22 protein-coding genes are annotated in these 21,514 nt (G+C 51.7%); 6 read left to right on the top strand and 16 right to left on the bottom strand.

The genetic code is table 11. From position 1 onward, the window contains the following. Positions 1–13 precede the first annotated feature (13 nt). The 3 genes from ABD949_RS17265 to ABD949_RS17275 form a co-directional block, all read right to left on the bottom strand. Positions 14–3,352: a ThuA domain-containing protein gene (locus tag ABD949_RS17265; protein ID WP_345245196.1), complete on the bottom strand. Its 3,339-nt coding sequence runs from the start codon at positions 3,350–3,352 to the stop codon at positions 14–16. Between the two features lie 231 nt (positions 3,353–3,583). Next, complete coding sequence (locus ABD949_RS17270; protein WP_345245198.1) at positions 3,584–4,357, bottom strand: TSUP family transporter; 774 nt, start codon at positions 4,355–4,357, stop codon at positions 3,584–3,586. Between the two features lie 191 nt (positions 4,358–4,548). Then, complete coding sequence (locus tag ABD949_RS17275) at positions 4,549–4,836, bottom strand: 2TM domain-containing protein (RefSeq protein ID WP_345245200.1); 288 nt, start codon at positions 4,834–4,836, stop codon at positions 4,549–4,551. A gap of 217 nt (positions 4,837–5,053) precedes the next feature. Here ABD949_RS17275 and ABD949_RS17280 point away from each other — a divergent pair, with 217 nt between their 5' ends. Next, complete coding sequence (locus ABD949_RS17280; protein ID WP_345245202.1) at positions 5,054–5,473, top strand: hypothetical protein; 420 nt, start codon at positions 5,054–5,056, stop codon at positions 5,471–5,473. 9 nt (positions 5,474–5,482) lie between these two features. On the opposite strand, the gene ABD949_RS17285 is transcribed toward ABD949_RS17280, so the two are convergent. From ABD949_RS17285 to ABD949_RS17305, 5 genes are all read right to left on the bottom strand, one after another. Further along, entirely contained in the window at positions 5,483–6,436 is a 954-nt protein-coding gene (locus ABD949_RS17285) for a nitrilase family protein (RefSeq protein WP_345245204.1), read from the bottom strand. A gap of 78 nt (positions 6,437–6,514) precedes the next feature. Beyond that, a complete protein-coding gene (locus ABD949_RS17290; RefSeq protein WP_345245206.1) occupies positions 6,515–6,742 on the bottom strand; it encodes a helix-turn-helix domain-containing protein in 228 nt (75 codons plus the stop codon). A 3-nt stretch (positions 6,743–6,745) separates the two neighbouring features. After that, positions 6,746–7,225, bottom strand: coding sequence for a DUF2975 domain-containing protein (locus ABD949_RS17295; protein ID WP_345245208.1), 480 nt, complete (start codon positions 7,223–7,225; stop codon positions 6,746–6,748). A 152-nt stretch (positions 7,226–7,377) separates the two neighbouring features. Further along, a complete protein-coding gene (locus ABD949_RS17300) occupies positions 7,378–8,637 on the bottom strand; it encodes a TCR/Tet family MFS transporter (RefSeq protein WP_345245210.1) in 1,260 nt (419 codons plus the stop codon). Positions 8,638–8,800: 163 nt separating this feature from the next. Then, positions 8,801–9,397, bottom strand: a complete 597-nt coding sequence (locus ABD949_RS17305; protein ID WP_345245212.1) for a GDSL-type esterase/lipase family protein — start codon at positions 9,395–9,397, stop codon at positions 8,801–8,803. A 231-nt stretch (positions 9,398–9,628) separates the two neighbouring features. Between ABD949_RS17305 and ABD949_RS17310 the strand changes: the two genes are divergently transcribed. Continuing rightward, on the top strand, positions 9,629–10,696 hold the full coding sequence (locus ABD949_RS17310) for a glycoside hydrolase family 43 protein (protein ID WP_345245214.1): 1,068 nt from the start codon (positions 9,629–9,631) through the stop codon (positions 10,694–10,696). On the opposite strand, the gene ABD949_RS17315 is transcribed toward ABD949_RS17310, so the two are convergent. From ABD949_RS17315 to ABD949_RS17345, 7 genes are all read right to left on the bottom strand, one after another. Next, positions 10,697–11,614 carry a restriction endonuclease gene (locus ABD949_RS17315; protein WP_345245216.1) on the bottom strand — a complete coding sequence of 306 codons (918 nt, stop codon included), beginning with the start codon at positions 11,612–11,614 and terminating at the stop codon, positions 10,697–10,699. A 73-nt stretch (positions 11,615–11,687) separates the two neighbouring features. Continuing rightward, positions 11,688–12,743 (bottom strand): sugar phosphate isomerase/epimerase family protein, encoded by a 1,056-nt coding sequence (locus ABD949_RS17320; protein ID WP_345245218.1) that lies wholly within the window; start codon positions 12,741–12,743, stop codon positions 11,688–11,690. Between the two features lie 52 nt (positions 12,744–12,795). Further along, on the bottom strand, positions 12,796–13,221 hold the full coding sequence (locus ABD949_RS17325; protein ID WP_345245220.1) for a four helix bundle protein: 426 nt from the start codon (positions 13,219–13,221) through the stop codon (positions 12,796–12,798). 49 nt (positions 13,222–13,270) lie between these two features. Next, complete coding sequence (locus tag ABD949_RS17330; protein ID WP_345245222.1) at positions 13,271–14,416, bottom strand: Gfo/Idh/MocA family protein; 1,146 nt, start codon at positions 14,414–14,416, stop codon at positions 13,271–13,273. 37 nt (positions 14,417–14,453) lie between these two features. Then, on the bottom strand, positions 14,454–14,849 hold the full coding sequence (locus tag ABD949_RS17335; RefSeq protein ID WP_345245224.1) for a four helix bundle protein: 396 nt from the start codon (positions 14,847–14,849) through the stop codon (positions 14,454–14,456). A 93-nt stretch (positions 14,850–14,942) separates the two neighbouring features. Further along, on the bottom strand, positions 14,943–16,076 hold the full coding sequence (locus tag ABD949_RS17340; protein WP_345245545.1) for a Gfo/Idh/MocA family protein: 1,134 nt from the start codon (positions 16,074–16,076) through the stop codon (positions 14,943–14,945). Positions 16,077–16,276: 200 nt separating this feature from the next. Then, the gene (locus ABD949_RS17345; RefSeq protein ID WP_345245226.1) at positions 16,277–16,720 is read right to left on the bottom strand and encodes a DUF2147 domain-containing protein; all 444 of its coding nucleotides are present in this window, start codon (positions 16,718–16,720) and stop codon (positions 16,277–16,279) included. Between the two features lie 152 nt (positions 16,721–16,872). On the opposite strand from ABD949_RS17345, the gene ABD949_RS17350 reads away from it, so the two are divergent. The 4 genes from ABD949_RS17350 to ABD949_RS17365 all read left to right on the top strand — a co-directional run bounded on the left by ABD949_RS17350 (position 16,873) and on the right by ABD949_RS17365 (position 20,352). Continuing rightward, a complete protein-coding gene (locus tag ABD949_RS17350; RefSeq protein ID WP_345245228.1) occupies positions 16,873–17,403 on the top strand; it encodes an acyl-CoA thioesterase in 531 nt (176 codons plus the stop codon). A 165-nt stretch (positions 17,404–17,568) separates the two neighbouring features. Continuing rightward, on the top strand, positions 17,569–18,849 hold the full coding sequence (locus ABD949_RS17355; RefSeq protein WP_345245230.1) for a dicarboxylate/amino acid:cation symporter: 1,281 nt from the start codon (positions 17,569–17,571) through the stop codon (positions 18,847–18,849). 5 nt (positions 18,850–18,854) lie between these two features. Further along, a complete protein-coding gene (locus ABD949_RS17360; protein ID WP_345245232.1) occupies positions 18,855–19,343 on the top strand; it encodes a hypothetical protein in 489 nt (162 codons plus the stop codon). A 13-nt stretch (positions 19,344–19,356) separates the two neighbouring features. Continuing rightward, entirely contained in the window at positions 19,357–20,352 is a 996-nt protein-coding gene (locus tag ABD949_RS17365; RefSeq protein WP_345245234.1) for an aldo/keto reductase, read from the top strand. A gap of 66 nt (positions 20,353–20,418) precedes the next feature. Here ABD949_RS17365 and ABD949_RS17370 read toward each other — a convergent pair whose 3' ends face one another. Then, on the bottom strand, positions 20,419–21,372 hold the full coding sequence (locus ABD949_RS17370; protein WP_345245236.1) for a polysaccharide deacetylase family protein: 954 nt from the start codon (positions 21,370–21,372) through the stop codon (positions 20,419–20,421). Positions 21,373–21,514: the final 142 nt, after the last annotated feature.

Raw genomic sequence — 21,514 nt, forward strand, 5'->3', positions numbered from 1 at the left:
ACCAACTCAGTTACTACATCGCTTGCGGCTGGAACTGGATCCAGTCGACGGAGAAGAGGGGTTTGTTATTGTTTTTCGGGTTGACAAACACGAAGTACAGCTTACGTGGTCCGTTGGATGACGGATTCTGCAGCGGAATCTCAACCGGATTAGTGTTATTCTGCGGAACGTCGGCTTCGCCCACCAGCGGACCGGTTGGTGAATCCATACGAACCTGCAGCTTGCCACCCGCCGTGAACTTGTCAGATGAGAATACGGCCGCCGTAATCCCCCGGATGTTGGTCAGGTCGATGTCGTTGAAGGCTATGTAGCTGTTGTTCTGATTCGCCACCACCACATCGCTGCCGGTGTTCGGCGACTTGAACGTGGCGATGTCTTTCTTCTCATCATTGGCGACCGCTTTCACCTTCGGATTCCGCAGCACAATTGTAGACGTACCCGTTTGCGGGCCGATGCCGTTACCACCCTGATCGGTATAGCTGGCCATGATGATGTACGAGCCGTCTTTCGCCTGCGATTTTGTTACGTATGGTCCTTTCAGCGGCTGCTTTTCTACTTTCTTCTTATCGCCCAGTGACAGAATGTAGCTTACCATTTCCTTCGCTTCGTCTTCCTTCAGTTGCGGATGCGCGCTCATCGCCTGCTCACCCCATACACCTGACCCACCGGCAATCACTTTCTTTGCCAATTGGTTTACGGCAGCGGCCCGGCGCTCTTTTGAGTAGCGCTCCGCCACGGCCAAATACGACGGCCCTATAGACTTCTGGTCGATGCTGTGGCAGGCTTTGCAGTCTGACAGTTCGATCAGGCGACGGCCGGTCGCGTTGCCGGTGTTCACCTGGTGACCCTGCGCCAGCGCAGCTTTATCAAAGCCCTCCATGTAGTTGATCGTTACCATCACATCTTCCGGCTTTATCTTGCCGTTGGTCAGGCTACCGTCTTCCTTATCGGCCACTTTAACTTCGTAATCAACCGGCTTGTCGTTGAAGTAGAAGGTCCGGTTGCCTTTTACGGCTACGTCCACTTTCGGTACTTCGTTTCCTACTTTAATTTCCATGGTCCGGGTGGCCACGCTGCCTTTGGCATCCGTTACTTTCAGCGTTGCCTCGTAAACACCGGGCTTGGTGTAGGTAAACGACGGGTTGGCCTGCGTACTCTTGGGTAAGCCTTTGCCAAACGTCCATTCGTACTTCAGCGCATCGTTGTCGTAATCAACCGTGCCTTTGCTGTCGAAGGCAACGGCCAGCGGAGCGGACCCAACGGCCTTGCTGGCATTGATGAACGCTACCGGCGGGCGGTTACCGGCATTGTAGGTGATGTGTACCAAGCGCGCGTCGTCGTTCTGGGCAAACCAGTTGCTACCGTATTCGAGCATGTACAGCGAACCGTCTTTGGCAAACTGCATGTCCATGGGGTGGTTGAACGTGGTATTCGGCATAAACCGCTCCATGTTCACAAAGTCACCCTCCGGTGTCATGGTAACCGGGTTGATCCAGCCGCGCATCCACTCGTAAGCGAATAGCTTACCGTTGTAGTAACGGGGGAACTTCACCGGGCTGTCGGCGTAGTCGTCGTAGTAATAAACCTGTCCGGCCATGGCGTTCCGGCCACCCTTACCCACGATCTCGCCAAACTCCGGCGACTCCACATAGGGATAATAGATAAAGGCTTTCTGCGCCGGTGGCAATTGTTTCAGGCCTGTGTTGTGTACCGAGTAGTTGATTGGTTTCGCCGGATCATTGTACGGGCCTGAGGTGCTATCGGCAAAGTTGTACTGCCGGTACGGGCGGTTATCGGCCACAAACAGCGGCCAGCCGAAGTACCCGGCCTTGCGGGCCTGGTTAACCTCATCGTGGCCCCGTGGTCCCCGCTTGTCATTGTTTTCAGCGGCATCCGGACCAACCTCACCCCAATAGAGGAAGCCTGTCCGCTGGTCCACCGAGATCCGGTAGGGGTTCCGGTTACCCATAACGTAGATCTCTGGGCGGGCACCCGGCGTACCCTTCGGGAACAGGTTACCTTCGGGAATATCGTAGCCACCTTCCGGACGCGGTTTGATCCGCAGGATCTTACCCCGCAGGTCATTAGTGTTGCTGGAAGACGTCAGGGCATTGTATTTCTTGCGGCCCGGACGGTCATCACTGGGTGAAAACCCGTTCGAGAAGAAGGGGTTGGTGTTGTCACCCGTCGACAGGTACAGGTTACCCTGACGGTCCCAGGCGATGGAACCACCGGTATGGCAGCAGTCATCTTTATCGTACGTACGGTGCTCGGTTACGGTCAATAATATTTGCTCCGTATTCAGCAGCAGTTCGTCTTTGGTATCGTCCCACTTCATGCGCACCAGCCGGTTGTTGGAGTCGGGCTTTACGGCCGAGTAGTACAGGTATACCCACTTGTTTTCGTTGAACTTCGGGTCGATGTTTACACCCATCAGGCCATACTCGCGGTCGAAGTGAACGGGTAAGTTGGTGACCAGTTTGCTGGTTTTCTTCTTTGTATCGTACAGCTTAACGGCACCTTTCCGCTCGGTAAACAAGATTTTGCCGTTGTCCAGAACTACCAGTTCCGTGGGCTCGTCCAGTTTCTCCATCAGCACATTCTTCGTAAACCGGTTTTCTTCCGGCGGAGCCATCGAGTGCGCCTTGCTGTAGTCCAGTTTCTCGGCCATCACCGACTGAATACCCCCCAGCAGGTGCTTCACAAAGACGGGCTCACTGAAGGTCTCGTTGGTGTGACCAAAGTTGGTGTAGAACGCCTTGCCGCCATCGAAGTTATGGTACCAGGCCATCGGGTGGTCGTCACCCATCTTGCCATCCTTGTACGTCTTCTCGTCGATTTTGGCCAGGACCTTAATGGCCGGATTGATCTTCTTGAAGTCGTAGAACTCATCCTTGATCTTCCAGCGGTCGGGGAATCCGAACATAGACGGGTGGTTCTTGTCTACCGGGAACACTTCACCATTTTGCACATTGGGGTTACCGGGATGGCTGGCGAAGTAAGCACCGGCGAGTTTGTTGTACCACGGCCAGTCGTATTCGGTATCGGCGGCTGCGTGGATACCGGCGTAGCCACCACCCGCCTGGATGTAGCGCTCAAACGCCACCTGCTGCTCCTGGTTCAAGACATCGCCGGTGGTGCTCAGGAAGATCACGGCATTATACCGCTTCAGGTTGGCTTCGGTAAATTTGGCGGCATCTTCGGTCGTGTCTACGGCGAAGCCATTTTCCTGACCCATCTTCATAAGGGCCAGTTTACCGGTTGGGATCGACGCGTGCCGGAAGCCTTTGGTTTTGGAAAACACCAAAATCCGCTTGCCCGCAGTCTGAGCCCAGGAATAGGAAGAAAGCATTACGCAGCCAACCAGTAACAGGGTGGTCCAGCGTAAGCAATCAGAAAAAACATCTGATGGTTTTCTCATCATGGGTAAAAGTTGAAAAAATCTAAGTTAGGGATACTGACTATCAGGCCTGAAAATTGACCTATTACAAGTTACAAAAGTACAAAGAATGGGCTTTCTACCGGTAAGAAATGGTAAAAAAGGTTGACGGTCTTTGTTAATAACGAACCTGGGGGCAGGCTGTCAGATAATACCCGCACCCAGCAATACCGCGAATACCAACAGCATACTGCCTACGATGTGCTGTACAAAGCGAATGGTTACTCTTTTCAGGAGTCTGTTACCGGCAAACGCTCCCACATACGCGCACAGGGTTGCAGTTAGCAGCAGGGGGTAGTTGAGCTGTTCCGAAAACTGACCGACCCGGGTGGCGTATACCGTTAGTCGTGATACATCGATCAGGCAGGCGATCACTATGCCGGTGGCAATAAAAGCCTCTTTGCTCAGATGGGTTCGGAGCAGAAAGGCGCTGCGGAGCGCCCCCTGGTGGCCCGACAAGCCGCCAAAAAAGCCGCTCAGTAATCCGCCCAGCGGCAGGTACTTCGGATCAAACTGGAGCGCAGAGAGCCTGGGGACCAGATCGAACAAGGCAAAGACAATCATCAGCAACGCCATAATGAGTTTAACGGGCAGAATCGACAGCGTGGTGCCGTTGAGGCTGTACGTCAGCAGTGGCCGGGCGTCAGTTAACAGTGTTAGTATATACGCTCCGGCAATGGCGGCTACGATAGACGGCAGGCCAAACCGCAGGATAACGGCTTTATCGGCATGGCGACCCAGCAGCGCCAGTTTGAATAAATTGTTGAGGAAGTGAACAATAGCCGTCAGCACCACGGCTAGTTCGATGGGGAAAAACAGGCCGAACACCGGCAGCAGCAGCGTACCCAGGCCAAAGCCGGAGAAAAGAGTGAGGCCGGAGCCGATGAGCGCGGTAAGACCAATTACGATGTACTCCAATTGCTATGTCGGTTTGACCATGCAAGACTGCTTGTGGGTGCAAAGAAGATAAATTATGGGTATTTGTTTTTATCAAACACACCAAAAAATAGCTGCTCCTGTACGCTGGAACAGCCAGTATCCGACTAGTCCTGGCTGTTCCAGCGTACAGGAGCACAGCAGGAATGCGTGAGAAAATGGGTTATTGCTGATTAGTTATTACGGCTCAGCTTCTCGTATTCCTTTTCAACCAGCGACCGTTCGCCGAACGTGTGATAGGCCCGAAAATAGTGCATAGCTAATCCAATGCCCCAGCCGAGTGTTACCCAGATCGGCCACGGAAACCGGTAGCCAGGCCATTGCGCGTTGGTGAATAGCAGCTTGCCCACTAGCCAGAGAAGCCAGAGAAAGGCATTTATGATCAGGTAATTACGCAGGTGATATTTGAATCCTACGCGCACTTTGGCTTTTTTCCAGAGAAATTCATCCCGATTTTCCATTGTCAAAGAGAAGTTTACAGGTTTTTTGTTACTTGAATGACCTAAAATTGGCAGTCTGGGCAGCCTGCTTCAAGCCGGACGCGACAAACCCAGGAATCTGCACGACAAACCAGGATTATAGCGTAGTGAACCGGTTAAGGGACTTTACGTTTTGAGATACGGAAAAAAGTGGCCTATTTAGCCTGATAATTATTTCTCTACCTAACCTTGATTTTTAATGTTCTTGAAACACTGCTTACTCCTGCTCGTCCTATCTGGCACGCTGACTTGCTCTGCCCTGGCTCAAACAAGTACAACAAAGGCTGCGCCTGATAGCCCGGCCGCTTTTGTCGGTAAATGGGCCGGTACGTATGAAGGCGCATCGTCCGGCAAATGCGAAATGCAAATAACCCGCAACGCCGACGGAAAATACGAGGGTACTATCACGGTTATTCCGGGGGAGGAAGCCCGGTACAACATCAAGTTCAAGACATTAACGCTGGACGGCAATAAGCTCAAAGCTGCTTACAACGAGCCGGGTGAAGGCACTCCGATCTCCATGGAAGGAACGCTCACGGGAACTACCGTTAAAGGAACCTATGACGCCAATGGAGGTGAGGCAACCGGTACCTGGACCATGACGCAGCAGCTGAAATAAGCAAAAGAGCTACTCGTCGGCGGCCAGCCAGACGACCTTCTGCTCCGACTGGTGGGGTTGGCTGATAATGTCGGCATATAGTTCGGGCCGGCGGGCTTGCCGGTAGCGGTAGCCGCCGGCCTGCTGTAGTTTTTCGGGCGTGCAGAGCGCCGTTACCACATCGTCGCTCAGGTTGCGGCATTCGGCCAGAATATCGCCGAAGGGGTCCAGAATCATGGAGCAGCCGTTTTTTAACTGGTCATCATCCATGCCGATGGGGTTGGAGAAGACCACGTATACGGCATTGTCGTAGGCGCGGGCGGGGAGCCACTTCATCAGCCAGGCTCGTCCTTTCATGCCGTCGAACTCCAGCCGCAGCGAGGTGGGGTCATGCTCGCGGTTTTCCCAGAGTTTAGGGTTAACGAAGCCGGCACCGGGTCGGGTTGAGGGCGTACACATCGTGACGTGCGGCATGAAGATGATGTCGGCACCCATCAGGGTAACCGCCCGGACGTTTTCGATGATGTTGTTGTCGTAGCAGATCAGGATACTGCATGTCCAGCCGTAGAGGTCAAAGATAACGTACTCGTTGCCGGGCGTCAGATGCGGGTTAATGAACGGGTGCAGCTTGCGGTATTTGGCGACCAGCCCGTTTTTATCGACGCAGACGTAGCCTTTATACATCTTATCGTCTTTGTCTTTTTCAAACAAACCGGCCAGCACGGCAATGTCGTGTTTCCGAGCAATGTCGGTGAGTTGCTGCACACTATCACCTTCCGGAATGTATTCGGCGAGGTCCAGCATTTCTTCGCGGGACAGATGCCGGGCGAAGGTGTAACCGGTGATGGAGCATTCGTGAAAGGTCACGACATGGGCTCCCTGCGCGGCCGCCTGGCCCGCCAGTTTATCGATAACGCTGAGGTTATACGCTTTGTCTCCGCTCCGGTTTTCAAACTGAGCGGTAGCAATTTTTAAATTGTGCATAAGTCTATATGTGGTGTGGGTTAGCGAACAGAAAGCTGAGACTCTATTCGTCGCTCCGCCCTATTGCCAAACTGCCTGTCAGCGGTTCGTTGTTATTTTTTCGTCATTTACATATTCCAGAATGTCACTCGGTTGACAGTCTAATGCTTTACAAATGGCCTCTAAGGTGCTAAAACGTATTGCTTTCGCCTTCCCGGTCTTTAAGATAGAAAGGTTTGATAATGTCAAATCAACTCGTTCAGAAAGCTCATTCAATGAAATTTTTCGCTTTGCCATCATCACGTCTAAGTTTACTATAATTGGCATAGCTTAAATTGTTAAGTCATTTTCAGATTTCATATCTATGGCATTTTGCAGGAGTTTTTCAAATATTGTCGCAGCAGTTGCCACTACGATAGAAGCAAACGTGGTCACGATACAAATGGCAAGAAAACCCGCCGGATCGTCTTCTTTGCTGTGAAATAATTTTATGTACAGTCCCGCCAACACAATTAAAATACTTAGTACGATTGCACAATACCTGATACTCCTTAAAGTCTTAACAGAGTTTGTAGAGAAAACTTTATTTTGTCCGATGTATCCAAGTAACTGGATCGACTTGTACAGGGCAACAAAAAAAGCGATTGATGCTGCGTATCCATACAGGATGAACGGGTCAGCGTAAATGCTGAACAAGTCTAAGTTTGCGGCTCGTCCCTCCGTTAAGGGAAACCAAAGCAACATGGCAAGTGCTACAAGGCCGATAAGCACGATGACTGCCTGAAGAAATAGTATTGAAATCCTATTCATGTTTATTGCAGGAATTTTATGCTACGCTGTAAATTTAATAAATAATTATTGATAAACAATAAAAATTTGTTGTTTTTAGGGGGTGTAAGAAAATGTTTATGTAGACCGCCATATTGGGAGCTATGTTTACCAGGCCATATGAATCGGGAGGGTTACTGGTTCTCCAGTGAATTTATAGGTGACGATGCCGGTGTATAGGTGTGCTGGTAATCGGCCAGCGAACGGGCGGCCAGCAAAACGCTGATGAAGATCAGCACCGCGCCCATAATGTACGGTGCGCCCGGAAAAAAGACTGGCGCTTTAGGACCGGTAAAGTACGCAAACAGGTTGGTCATCAGCAGCGGCCCCACAATGGATGTCGCACTCATCAGGCTGGTCAGCGCGCCCTGCAACTCACCCTGTTCGTTGGGCGGTACCTGCGTGGAGATAATACCCTGCAGGGCCGGACCGGCAATACCGCCGAGGCAATACGGCACCAGAAAGGCAAACATCATCCAGCCTGCCGTGGCAAAGCCAAAGAGCACCAATCCAAGGGTATACAGCGACAGACCCACGTAAACGGCTCTCTTCTGCCCCAGTTTTGGTATGGCCACCCGGATCAGTCCGCCCTGCACCAGCGCCGACATCAGCCCGATAAAACCCAGCGAGTAGCCTACCCAGGCTTCGTTCCAGTTGAACTTCAGCATGGTGTAGAACGTCCAGACTGACTGCACCGAGTGGGCCGCAATATACACCAGTACCAGTGAAACAATAAGCCCGGAGATGACCGGGTATTTCCGCAGCTGCATCAGCGAACCCACCGGATTGGCACGCTTCCAGCTAAACGCCCGGCGATTCTGCGGCAGCAGCGACTCCGGCAGGATGAAATACCCATACATAAAATTCAGAAGAGTTAATCCGGCGGCTGCCAGGAACGGTACTTTAGGGCCAAACTGACCCAATAGGCCTCCGATTACCGGGCCAACAATAAAGCCTAGTCCAAAAGCGGCCCCGACCAGACCGAAGTTCTGTGCCCGCTTTTCGGGCGTACTGATGTCAGCAATATACGCGGCTGCCGTGGTGAAACTGGCTCCCGTGATACCCGCCAGCACCCGGCCGACAAACAGCCAGGCAATGGTCGGCGCGAAGGCCTGAAAAATGTAGTCTATACCAAAGCCGAACAGGGAAAACAGCAAGACAGGCCTCCGTCCGAATTTGTCGCTCAGCCCGCCCAGCACCGGCGAAAACACAAACTGCATACTGGCGTAGGCAAAGGTGAGCCAGCCCCCGTATCTGGAAGCCTCACTAAGGCCTCCGTGAATGAGGTTTTCGATGAGTTTAGGAAACACGGGAATGATGATTCCCAGCCCAATTACGTCAACCAGTATGGTAATAAAAATAAAGCCGAGCGCAGCGTTGCGTTTTACGGTCATGAAGCCAGTTGATTTACCCCGCAAAGGTCGGGCGCTGCCAACTGTAAACCAAATAGCCTATAGGTACCGCAGTATCATTTTTGCCAATTTATAACCTGGCGCGCTCGCTCTGGTTGCGACGCTGATGAGGGAAACCTTTGCTGGTGAGCTTTCTCCGGTGAAGTCATGAGAAAATGTGCGGGTGCTGCGTCAATACATCGCGCCAGAGTTCATACCCTTTCCGGTTGAGGTGCAGGCCATCGGCTTCAAACAACTCCCGGCGGGGTTGTCCGGCATCGTTCAGCATGGGTGTAAACATATCTACGAAAAAATAATTGGGAAACTCTCCGGTCTTTCCGCGAATAAGATCGTTGGTCCGGCGGATGTTTCCGGCATTGTGCCAACGTGCCGGACTGGCTTTTACGGATAGGTAGGTAAAGGGAATAGCCGGAAAATACTGCTGAACTTTGTCGGAGAAAGCACAGAAGAACAGGTAAACTTCTTCGGGGTGGCGGTTGTCGCCGAGGTCGTTATCACCCGCGTAGAGAATCAGTGAAGAAGGCCTGGCCGGCACTACCACGCGTTCAAAAAACCAGGTGCAGGCCGCCAGCGTTGACCCGCCAAAGCCTAAATTGAGCGATGTGCAAAGAGGAAAGTCTTCGGTGAGCTTATCCCACAGGCGAATACTCGAACTGCCGTAAAAAACAACGGGCTTATTGTCTGGAGACTGGGTTTGTATCTTTTTTTCAAGTTGGCGTATTTCGTCTTCGTACCAATTCATGTTTTAGATAATAGCGTTGCACAAAGGTAATCGTATGTTAGGCCATCAGTAAGCACTGCGATCCACTTTAACCAGATCTACCTGATAAGGGGCTACGGGAAAAGCCTTAGCTTAACTTAAAAAATCAGGACTTGGTTAGAACAGATCATCAAACGATAACTGAGTGGTTCGCAAAAATCAAGGTAGAAACTGGACTTATTCTGCTTATTTTTGGCAAATACAAACCGTCAAATGAATAATCAAGGCTTTTTATGCTTCTCTACGGCCGCCATTTTAATGGCCGCTGTATCAACCGGTTTTTGCCAGAATAACGCTGGCAGTCAGGCTAAACCGATCGCCCAGCCGCTGGTTACAAACATCTATACCGCTGACCCCTCGGCTCACGTATTCAACGGCCGGATTTATATATACCCCTCGCACGACATTGAAGCGGGTATCCCCCAGAACGACAACGGTGACCATTTCGACATGCGCGATTATCACGTGCTGTCTATGGACCGGATCGGTGGCAAGGTAACTGACCATGGTGTTGCCCTGGATAAAAAAGATGTCCCCTGGGTAGGCCGGCAGATGTGGGCTCCCGATGCGGCTTACAAAAACGGCAAGTACTACCTGTATTTTCCGGCTAAAGATAAACAAGACGTATTCCGGATCGGGGTAGCGACCAGTTCATCACCCGCGGGGCCGTTCAAAGCAGAACCGAAACCCATCGCAGGCAGTTACAGCATCGACCCGGCGGTGTTTACCGATGCCGACGGTAATTCGTACATGTATTTCGGCGGTATCTGGGGCGGTCAGCTTCAGCGCTGGCAAACGGGGAAGTATAATCCGAAAGACGAATACCCGAAGAATGACCAGCCGGCTATCAGTCCTAAGGTGGCTCGCCTGAGTAAAGATATGCTGAGCTTTGCGGAGCCGGTGCGGGATGTGAAGATTGTCGATAAAGACGGAAAGCCCCTGCTGGCCGGTGACAACAAGCGACGCTTTTTTGAAGCGGCCTGGCTGCACAAATACAAGGGCAAATACTATTTCTCGTACTCGACCGGCGATACCCATTTCATTGCCTATGCTACCGGAACCTCGCCATACGGTCCGTTTACCTACCAGGGTGTTATCCTGAATCCCGTAGTAGGCTGGACCAATCATCACTCTATTGTCGAGGTCGGCGGCAAGTGGTATCTGTTCTACCACGACAGTGTCCAGTCTGGTGGCAAGACGCACCTGCGCAGCGTCAAAGTAACCGAGCTGAAGTACCGCCCCGACGGCAGTATCGAAACGATTACGGCGTATCAGAAGTAATTATTCTTCGCTGAAGTAATCGTTATCAATTCGCTTGACTTCAAATACCTGCTGTACCGTAACACCAAGGTTGTAATCGATCATCAGTTGAGCTAGTTGTTCACCATCGATCAGAACAATCTTGGTTTCATTACGGGGCACAAATTCCAGCGCTTCCCGCGTGAAGGATGAGGTAGTGATAAATATACCTTTCTTGGCACCCTGCCCAGCTAAGGCGCCAATGAATTTATGGATTTCCGGGCGACCTACGATGTTGCCCGGCTTCCACCTTTTGGCCTGAAGGTAGATGATATCCAGGCCAAGTTTATCCTCTTTAATAGTACCGTCGATACCCTCATCTCCACTTTTGCCGATAGCTTTGCCGGCGTCTTTTATTGAGCCGCCATATCCCATTCTCACCAGCAGTTCTACAACAAGTTTTTCAAAGAAGGCAGGAGGGAGGTTAATAATTCTGTCGATAAGATCCTGAGCAAGACTACGCCGAATGCTTAGGTAAGCAGTCTCTAAGGTCTCTTCAGGAGTCTGTTGAGGATTAATGATGATATCAGGTACGATTTCTCCATTTTCTGGCTTTTTAGTATTCTGAAATTCTAGAAACTCTGGGTATTGTTTCAAGAAGGCCACATTAATCTGCCCGGGTTTTTGCCTAAGTACCTCCTTACCTCTTGGTGTAATAAGGATCGTTCCACGTTTAGGGGAGTCCAGCAATCCTGCTTTCTTAAGGTAGGTCCGTGCCCAACTTACACGACTGCCAAATGTGAAAGTTTGTCCGCTAGGTAATAGCTCTGTACGTTCTTCTTCGGTAAGTTTAAACGACTCGCTTAGAGTATCAACTAAGCCAGTAAACTTATATTCCTGCCCATCAGCAACAAGCTTTAAGAGGGGCAGCATCAGTGTCTGATAATCTGGGATAGGCATGCGGCAAATAAAGAAAAAAGGTGCCGGACTCCAAAGCCCGGCACCTAATTCTCAAACGTTACAACCGCCGAAACTAAGAAAGTCCCAATACCCGCTTGTTGAAGTCTTCATCGGCACCGGTTCCGGCGAAGTCGTCGAAGGCCCGCTCGGTCACGCGGATGATGTGGTTCTCGATGAACGGGGCTCCTTCGGCCGCGCCCTGCTCGGGGTGCTTGATGGCACATTCCCACTCCAATACGGCCCAGCCGTCGTAATCGTACTGCGACAGCTTGCTGAAAATGCTGCTGAAATCAACCTGCCCGTCGCCCAGCGAGCGGAACCGGCCGGCCCGCTCTACCCAGCCCTGATAGCCCCCGTACACGCCCTGCTTGCCGGTTGGATTGAACTCGGCGTCCTTGACGTGGAAGGCAAAAATCCGGTCGTGGTAGAAGTCGATGAACTGCAGGTAGTCTAACTGCTGCAGCACAAAGTGGCTGGGGTCGTAGTTGATACCGGCGCGGGGGTGCCCGTTCAGGTAGTTCACGAACATCTCGAAGGTAACACCATCGTGCAGGTCTTCGCCGGGGTGCAGCTCATACGCTACGTTGACACCCGCTTCATCGAACGCATCCAGAATCGGTTTCCAGCGGTTAGCCAGTTCCTGGAAGCCGGTGGTGACCAGTCCGTTCGGGCGCTGCGGCCACGGGTACATAAATGGCCATAGCAACGCGCCCGAGAACGTCGGGTGCGACTTCAATCCAAGGTTTTGGCTGGCCTTGGCACACCACATCAACTGCTGCGTCGCCCATTCCTGCTGCGCTTTAGGGTCGTTCGCCACTTCGGCCGGACCGAAGCCGGCAAACATAGCCGCATACGCCGGGTGAACGGCCACCAACTGCCCCTGCAGGTGCGACGCCAGTTCGGTAATCTCCAGGCCAGCTTCTGCTACTTCGCCCTTCAGGTCATCGCAGTAGGTCTGGCTTTCGGCCGCCTGTTTCAGGTCAATTACGCGAGGGTCCCACGTCGGTAGCTGAATACCTTTATAACCGAGATCGGCCATATACCGGGCAATGGAATCTAACGAATTGAACGGCGCTTCATCGCCCATGAATTGCGCCAGAAAGACGCCGGGGCCTTTGATTGTCTTCATAGTAGTTAAAGGTGAAAGAGCGAAAGAATGAAAGAGCGGGTTGGCTGCGCTTTCACTCTCCGCTGGATGTTTTACGGGATTTAGCTAAAATTTTCAATACCTGATATCCTTCGTCAATTAAGTCGTGCAATCGGCCTTCGACTACTGTCTCGGTGAAAGTCAGCGTTTCAAGCCAAAACAGGGACTCGTCTAGCTCCTCAATTACCACGCTCAGTTTCGCGTAGTATTCTTTCTGGCTGCGGCCCCTTCGAATGGCTCTGAAATTTGCCGCCGACGAAGATGATGAGCGAATAAGCTGTCGAGCAAAATGCTGAGCGTCGTAAGCATCTGGTAAGGATTGGCAGACCTTGATACACCGAAGCATGAATTGTTTCAGACGACGTTCAATATCATCCAGAAACTGCCCTTTTGTATACCCTGAGTACTCAACAGGTGGCTCTTCCACCCATTTACTATCCCTAAAGTCGTCTGCTTCCATGTCACTAGACTACGCACCCCACTCTTTCGCTCATTCGCTCTTTTACTCTTTAAACCTCCACCCAGCTCTGCTTCCGATTACTCTCCAAAATCTTCTCGCAGATCAGCAGTTCGCGGTAGCCATCGGCAAAGGTCGGGTAGGTGGGGTTCTCGGGCTGCTTGCCGGCGGCAACGGCTTCGTACACCTCCCTGAACATCTGCTTCGACGTATCCGGGAATCCTTCGTTGTGACCGCCGGGGAAGCTGATGACCGACCGGGCTTCGGCGTATACCAGCGATGGATCGTCCGTCAGCGTCTGGTTGTAGCCGTCGCGGTTACCTACCCACATTTCGTTCGGAGCTTCTGAGTTCCAGGCGAACGTTTTCTTGGAACCGGCAATCTCCAGCTTCATCTGATTCTTACGACCGGCCGATACCTGCGATACTGTAATAACACCCCGGTTGCCGTTATCGAACCGCAGCAGCACGTTGGCGTGGTCTTCGGTGTTGATGGGCACATCGGCATAGTCTTCCGGTTGCAGCATCTTACCCGAATAGGTTTCTACAGGCTTCAGCGGCTTCTTGCGGGTTTTGTGGATGGTGTTGAAATCGGCCATCACGGCAACCGTCTTCAGGCCGGTGATGTACTCGATGATGTCCATCAGGTGCGAACCAATATCGGCAATGGCCCGTGAGTCGCCCGATTTATCGGGTTCCAGACGCCAGTTGTAATCGGTATTATAGAACAGCCAGTCCTGCAGGTACGATCCTATAATGGAATACACCTCGCCCAGGTCGCCTTTCTCCCGCATCACGCGCATCTGACGCGCCAGCGGGTAATACCGCAGGTTGAAGTGCACGGCGTTGACCAGACCGGTTTTGGCAGCCAGTTCAACCAGTTCTTCGGCTTCAGCCAGGTCTTTGGCCAGGGGTTTTTCGCAGATCACGTGCTTACCAGCCTCCAGCGCAGCTTTCGATTGGCTATAGTGCAGGAAGTTCGGCGTACAGATATGGATCGACTGGATATCGTCCTGTTTCAGCAGTTCCTCGAACGTATACGCCCGTTCGATACCGAGCTGAGCGGCTTTCGATTCGGCCAGTTCCTGGCTTACTTCGCATAGGGCAGCCACTTCAACGTTTGGAAGCCGGCGCAGGGCTTCAATGTGGGCAGGTCCGATAAAACCCGTACCAACCACACCAACTTTAATTTTTGACATGAGGGTTTTTAAATGATTGAATGAACGAATTTTTGAATTATTGAATGGTTGAGTTTGCCATTGCTTTCTTGTTGATGATTGTGTTTTTACGAGCTGAAGAAAAAATAGCCAACAGTTCAGTGGCTTCCTCCACCAAGCTTTTAAGCTTGACTTCAGGTAAGATTTCAGCTGCAATCATAATTTCGAGCCAAAACAACGCTTCATCTGTCTCTTCAACTACAATACTGAGTTTGGCAAAATATTCAGCTTTGCTTCTGGATCGGCAAACGGCACGATAATTAGCTGCCACTGATGTTGCTGCACGCAAATACTGTTTTCCTATCAGTCTGGCTTCTTCTGTTTTAGGCAAAGCCCGAAATAACCGAATACTACGCAATGCAAAATCTTTTGTTCTGCTTTGCATCCGTTGAATGAACTCGATTTTGCTGGTCATGTAAGGTCCGCAATTCACTTGGTGAGCTATTTAAGACTCAGCTGTGAATGGTCCCGTCACTCTATCATTCAGTAATTCAATCATTCAGAATTATTACTCGACAAACTTCGTCCACTTCTCGTTGGATTGGTTGGATTTGATGACGGTATCAATGAATGCCAGACCACGGACGCCGTCCTGTGCAGACGGGAAGTCGTAGATCGGATCATGCGGCTGACCGCTCATGTGAGCACGGAGGGCGAAGGCGAAATTGCGGTACAGGTTGGCAAAAGCCTCAAAGAACCCTTCGGGGTGGCCCGATGGCATCCGGATATGGGCTTTGGCGGCTGCTGATAACTCACCTACCGACGGGCGGAAAATCCGCTGGCCTTCGTTTGACTTGTAGATCAGCGTGTTGGGCTCCATCTGGTGCCACTCAAGGCCACCCAGTTCGCCGTAGATGCGAATGTTCAGCGCGTTTTCTTCGCCGTTGGCAATCTGACTGGCGTGCAGTACGCCTTTTACGCCGTCCTCGAAATGAAGCAGCACGTTACCATCGTCGTCCAGCTTGCGGCCTTCCACAAAAGTGGTCAGGTCGGCACAAAGTTCGGTAATTTTCAGGCCGGTTATGTATTCGGCCAGGTTTTCGGCGTGGGTACCGATGTCGCCCATACAGCCGGCGGCTCCGGACTTGGTCGGGTCGGTGCGCCAGATGGCCTGTTTGTAATCAGTCGCTTCTTCCAGCTTGGAGAGCCAGCCCTGCGGGTATTCAACCACAATCTTCCGCAGTTTACCCAGTTTACCGTTGCGCACCATATCGCGGGCTTCTTTCACCATCGGGTAGCCGGTGTAATTGTGGGTCAGGCCGAAGAGCAGACCGGTTCGTTCAACGATGGCGGCCAGTTCTTTGGCTTCTTCCAGGTTGAGGGTCATCGGCTTGTCGCACATGACATGGAAGCCGTTTTCCAGCGCCATCTTGGCGGGCGGAAAGTGCATATGATTGGGCGTTACGATGGAGATGAAGTCCATGCGTTCGCCTTCGGGGAGTTCTTTCTCCCGCATAATCATCTCCTCGTAGCTGGTGTATACCCGGTCTTCGGGCAGATACAGGGCATGGCCGGTTTGTTTCGATTTTTCCGGGTTTGAACTGAATACCCCGCAAACGAGTTCAATTTCGCCGTCGAAGACAGCGGCCCGGCGGTGTACGGCTCCTATAAAAGCTTCCAGGCTGCCGCCTACCATACCCATGCGCATTTTACGATGTGCCATATTGTAAGGGAAAAGGTAAATGATCGTGTAATTATGAAACAGACAAAGACCGACACAGCGGTTGCGCGGCAAAAATAGGATAAGTTCGAAGGGACACAAACAGAATAAGGCGTAAAAACAAAAACGCTCCCCAATGGAGAGCGTTTCCGAGAGCCAAAATCAGCTTCCGGCTGGCTGGTTTACTTGATCCGCGTCCAGGTTTGTGTCTTGCCGATCAGCGAAATGCCCACGTAACCGCGTACATCCAGCGTATTCGGGTCTTTCAGCGTCATTTTGCAGCTATACTCTTTACCATCCTCCGGGTTATAAATCTTTCCGTCTACCCACTCGTTGTCACCGTCATATTTGAAGCCCTGCATAATGTTCAGGCCCAGTATGGGGCGGTTCCGTAAAGAGGCATTGGTGTTTTTGTTGTCGGTTTTCGGTTTACCGGTTGCCGGATCATTCGGCTCCGTCAGATGGATTAATTTACCATAATACCGGTCCCCCTGTTTATAAATCTGCACATGTCCCTTTTTGGTGCCGTTTAGCCAGGTGCCAACTACGGCATCGGAACTATTCGAAGGAGCGAACGCCGTAAGGACGACAAATAGCAGGAAAAGCGATAAGATCAAACGATTCATTTTTTTAATTGGATTGGTTTTGTGTACACATTTACTAAATAATCAACGCAAATAGAGGGGCTACGGTTACGCCGGTAGTATGATTTTACCATTTTTGCGAAACTTTACAGCCCGGTAGCGTTATCTCTTTGTTAGAGTAATTTCAAGGTAAAATGTTTAAACGAGATCCTAATAAATCTTACCCGACCGAAACCGAATCGCGGGTAATCATTCGTTTCCAGGACTGCGACCCGCTCCAGCACCTGAACAACGCCAAGTACCTGGATTATTATTTCAACGCCCGAGAAGACCAGGTGGCCAAGCACTACGGGTTTGATCCAGGGCAGTTGTTCCGTGAACTTAAGACGAGCTGGGTGGTGTATCAACACCAGATTGCCTACATCCGGCCGGCGCTGGTCAGCGAGTGGGTACGCATCATGTCGCGGATCATTTATGTCAACGAGGATACACTCATTACGGAGTTCTACATGACAAATGACGCCCGTACTCAATTGAAAAATGTCCTCTGGATGACTTCCAAATACGTCAGTGTGCTGACCGGCAAGCGTATTCCGCACGATCCGGTTGTACTGGAATACCTGGAGACCATCCGGATGCCGGACGTGGATTTTCATAATCTGAACTTCAACGAACGCATTCGGGATATTAAAAGCCAGCTTACACCAGTGGGAAGTGTGCAGTAAGCTATCTTGATCAGGCAGTGGGCAGTTCGCAGTAAGCAGTAAACGTGCCACGGCTTTGCTCAAATTGCGTTATACGAATAAATCATCTGCCAACTATTGCTAAATTGCCTGCAGCAAACTGCCCACTGAGTACCGCCTGCTGCTGACTGTAAACTGCCAACTATTTTGAAGCTCCTGAACAACCTGACCTTTCGCGTGCTGATCGCCATTACCCTGGGTATTCTGGTCGGTCATTTCTTCCCCGAAACAGCCGCGAAATTAAAGCCCCTCGGTGACTTGTTCATCAATCTGATCAAAATGGTCATTGCGCCCATTATTTTCCTGACCATTGTGTTAGGCATCAGTAATATGGGAGACCTCAAGAAGGTAGGCCGGGTAGGCGGGAAGGCACTGCTGTATTTTGAAGTGGTTACCACCCTCGCCCTGGTGATTGGCCTGGTGATAGCCAATTGGGTACGGCCGGGCGAGGGCGTGCAGACTACGGCCGTGGCGGGTGGGGCTGCCGATACGGTTTCGAAATACGCGGAGCAGGGAAAAGGCATGGATTGGGTAGACTTCTTTCTGCACATTGTACCCAGTAACGCAGTTAAAGCTTTTGCGGAGGGCGAGATTCTGCAGGTACTGGTGTTCTCCATGCTGTTTGGGGTTGGGCTTACCCGCATGGGTGAGCGCGGTCTGCCCCTGATCCAAACCTTCGAACGGTTGTCGCGGGTGTTTTTCAACATCCTGAACGTAGTGATGGTGCTGGCCCCGCTGGGGGCATTTGGTGGTATGGCGTTTACCATCGGTAAGTATGGTCTGGCTACGCTGTTGCCACTGGCTAAACTGATGGGTACGGTTTATCTGACCATGTTCCTGTTTATTTTCGTGGTACTGAACCTGATTCTGCGCTACTATAAAGTCAGCCTGTGGGCGGTTCTGAAGTTTATTAAAGAAGAAATTCTGATTGTCCTGGGAACATCATCGTCGGAGTCGGTGCTGCCGCAGATCATGGATAAACTGGAGTCGCTAGGGTGTTCTCGCTCGGTTGTCGGACTGGTGGTCCCGGCGGGTTACTCCTTCAACCTCGATGGCACCACCATCTATCTCTCCATGGCTACCATCTTTCTGGCGCAGGTGTTTCACATCGACCTGACGCTGGGGCAGGAGTTGACCATCATTGGTATTCTGATGATTACCTCCAAGGGGGCCGCCGGGGTAACGGGTAGCGGTTTTATCGTGCTGGCGTCCACGCTTACGGCTATTCAGGTAATCCCGATTGAGGGGCTGGCGCTGCTACTGGGCGTCGACCGGTTTATGTCCGAAGCCCGTTCCATTACCAATCTGATCGGCAACACGGCGGCCACCCTGTTTATCGCTAATAACGAGCGGGAGTTCGACCGTCGGCGCTACAACCGGGCCGTCGGCAAACTGGAGCAGGATGAACTGGCAAATTATGAGTATTAAGCCCAATGAAGTTACCGACTGATCTGCTTGTTACTGGAAATGCTTATGCCGATGGAGCACCCCGTGGCGGCTGGTTCGTAGCCCGGTTTATTGATCCGGAGCATGGCCTTCGCTGCCGTTTGGGCCGTCATGGGGTATTTGAGCAGGCACAGGGAGATTTTGAACTCAAGCTCTTTTCCCATCCGGCCGGTCACCACGAGGCTAAATCGTTTCCGTTTAATCAGACGGCCACCACCATGTCTATGCTGATTGGTAACGGGCGTTTTGAGATCTATTTCTGCGCCGGGGGGAAGTGGCAGCACGTTTTATTGCAAAACGATGGTGATTATGTCATTTGGGCGCCCGGTGTCGGTCACCGCTGGTTTGCGCGCCAGGCGTCATCCATATTTACGGTTCGTTGCCCCGCTGTGGATGTAACCGATCAGGCCGAAACGCCGACACACCTGATCCCCACAGACCTGCTGTTGCATTGGGATAAATATGTTTTACACTAAAACTCAACTTTAGATGGAATACAGACAACTAGGAGATTCTGAGTTACAGGTCTCAGTAATTACGTTTGGCGCCTGGGCCGCCGGTGGCTGGATGTGGGGTGGCACCGAACGGAAAGGAGCAATTGACGCTATCAAAGCCGCCTATGAGTTAGGCGTTACCTCCATCGATACGGCTCCCATTTATGGACAGGGGACCAGCGAAGAAATTGTCGGCGAAGCGATCAAAGACTACCCGCGTGATCGCGTGCAGATACTGACCAAATTCGGTATGCGGTGGGATCTGAACCAGGGCGAACTGGCTTTTAAGAGCGAAAACAACGCGGGTCAGGACATCGATGTTCACCGCTATGCCGGAAAAGAAAGCATTATCTACGAATGTGAGCAAAGCCTGAAACGGCTTGGCACCGATTATATCGACCTGTACCAGATACACTGGCCCGACAAAACTACGCCCATCAGCGAAAGCATGGAGGCCGTGCAGCGGCTGATCGAACAGGGTAAGGTGCGCTACGCCGGTGTCTGCAACTACAATGGCGGGCAGATGCGGGAGGCTGAGCAGACCATTAAACTGGTCTCTAACCAGGTACCGTACAGCATGGTCCGCCGGGAAATTGAACAGGACGTAGTGCCCTACTGCCTGGAACATAACAAAGCCATTCTGGCCTACAGTCCGCTGGAGCGGGGTTTACTAACCGGAAAGATCAGGCCGGGGCATGTCTTTGCTGAAGGTGATCACCGGGCAGCTTACCGCTATTTCAAGGAGGAAAATATAGCCCGCACCAACGCCATACTGGACAAGATCAAACCGATGGCCGATGAAAAAGGGGTAACGCTTAGCCAACTGGTGCTGCGCTGGACAATCGAGCGGCCGGGTATCACCATTGCGCTGGTGGGTGCCCGTAATGCCGAACAGGCCATCCAGAACGCAGAAGCAATCCGGGTGCGACTCTCTTCCGACGAAATGGAGTTTATTACGGCTCAGTTGGATGAATTAGAGCTGGTACAATAGCATGGCTATAACCCAAAAGAGCCTGCGGCCACTGGCCGCAGGCTCTTTTGGGTTATACAAATCAGCTTACTTCGTGCCTTTAAAGCTGGCCACCATGGCGTTGTGCAGCGTTTTGGGGCTCCAGTAGCCGCTGGCGATAATCCGGCGAACCGTATAGAGCGGCTCCTGCGGGTCACGCTTTTCGGCCAGTTGGAAAGCCGCCAGGTAGTTACGCTTCTTCAACTCCTGGGTAGCCGGGTAATTCCACAAACCAAACGGATAGGCAAAATAACGCACCGGTTTGCCGGTAATTTCTTCCAGCTTCTTGGTCGGCTCTTCAATCTGCGTTACCCAGTCTTTGCCCTCATACTTCTTCACGTTGTGGTGATCCCAGGTATGGCAGCCAATGGTATGTCCGGCATCCGACAGCGCTTTGATCTGCGACTTATCCATATACGGTTGCTTGCCCCGGCGGCCAATAGCCACGGTCATAATAAAGAACGTCCCTTTAAAGCCATGCTTGTTCATGATGGGTACGGCGTCGGTGTACTGATCCAGATCACCATCATCAAACGTCAGCATGATTGGTTTCGAGGGCAGAGCTGCGCCCGTAGTCAGGTAGGCGTATAGCTGGTCGGGCGAAATAGTATGATAACCGCTGTCGGCCAGCATCTTCATCTGCTGACGGAACAGATCTAACGGTACAATGTAGTCGCGGGCGGTCTTAGAGTCTTTTTCACGCCAGTTGCGAACCTGGTGGTAACATAAGATGGGCACCTGCTGCCGGGCTATGATCGTAGCCGCATCGGCTTTCTTGCCGGGCGGGATCGTGGTTGGATCAACGGTGGATGTCTGGGCGGCCGGCGTTGCTTTGCTGTCTTCGTCGGTTGCGCTGACCGTTTTCACGTCAGCCGACTCCGTAGAGGTTTGGTCGGCTTGCCGACTGTCGGCTTTGCTGCCCGATGAGCACGAAAAGGTTGTTGCCGAAAAAACAGAAAGAAGGGTAAGCAGAAATAAATTCCGGCGGTTAAAATAGGTCATTTTTTTATGATTAATAGTTTTGTTTTCTCATACGAACGCTTCAGGAATACAAATTTCTCTACTCACAAAGCTCCATAGAGCAAAAATAAAAATAAAAAAACATCATCTATTTTCTTCGCAAAAAGATTCTTTACAGCCTTTA

The organism is Nibrella saemangeumensis, from assembly GCF_039541915.1.
Taxonomy (GTDB): domain Bacteria; phylum Bacteroidota; class Bacteroidia; order Cytophagales; family Spirosomataceae; genus Nibrella; species Nibrella saemangeumensis.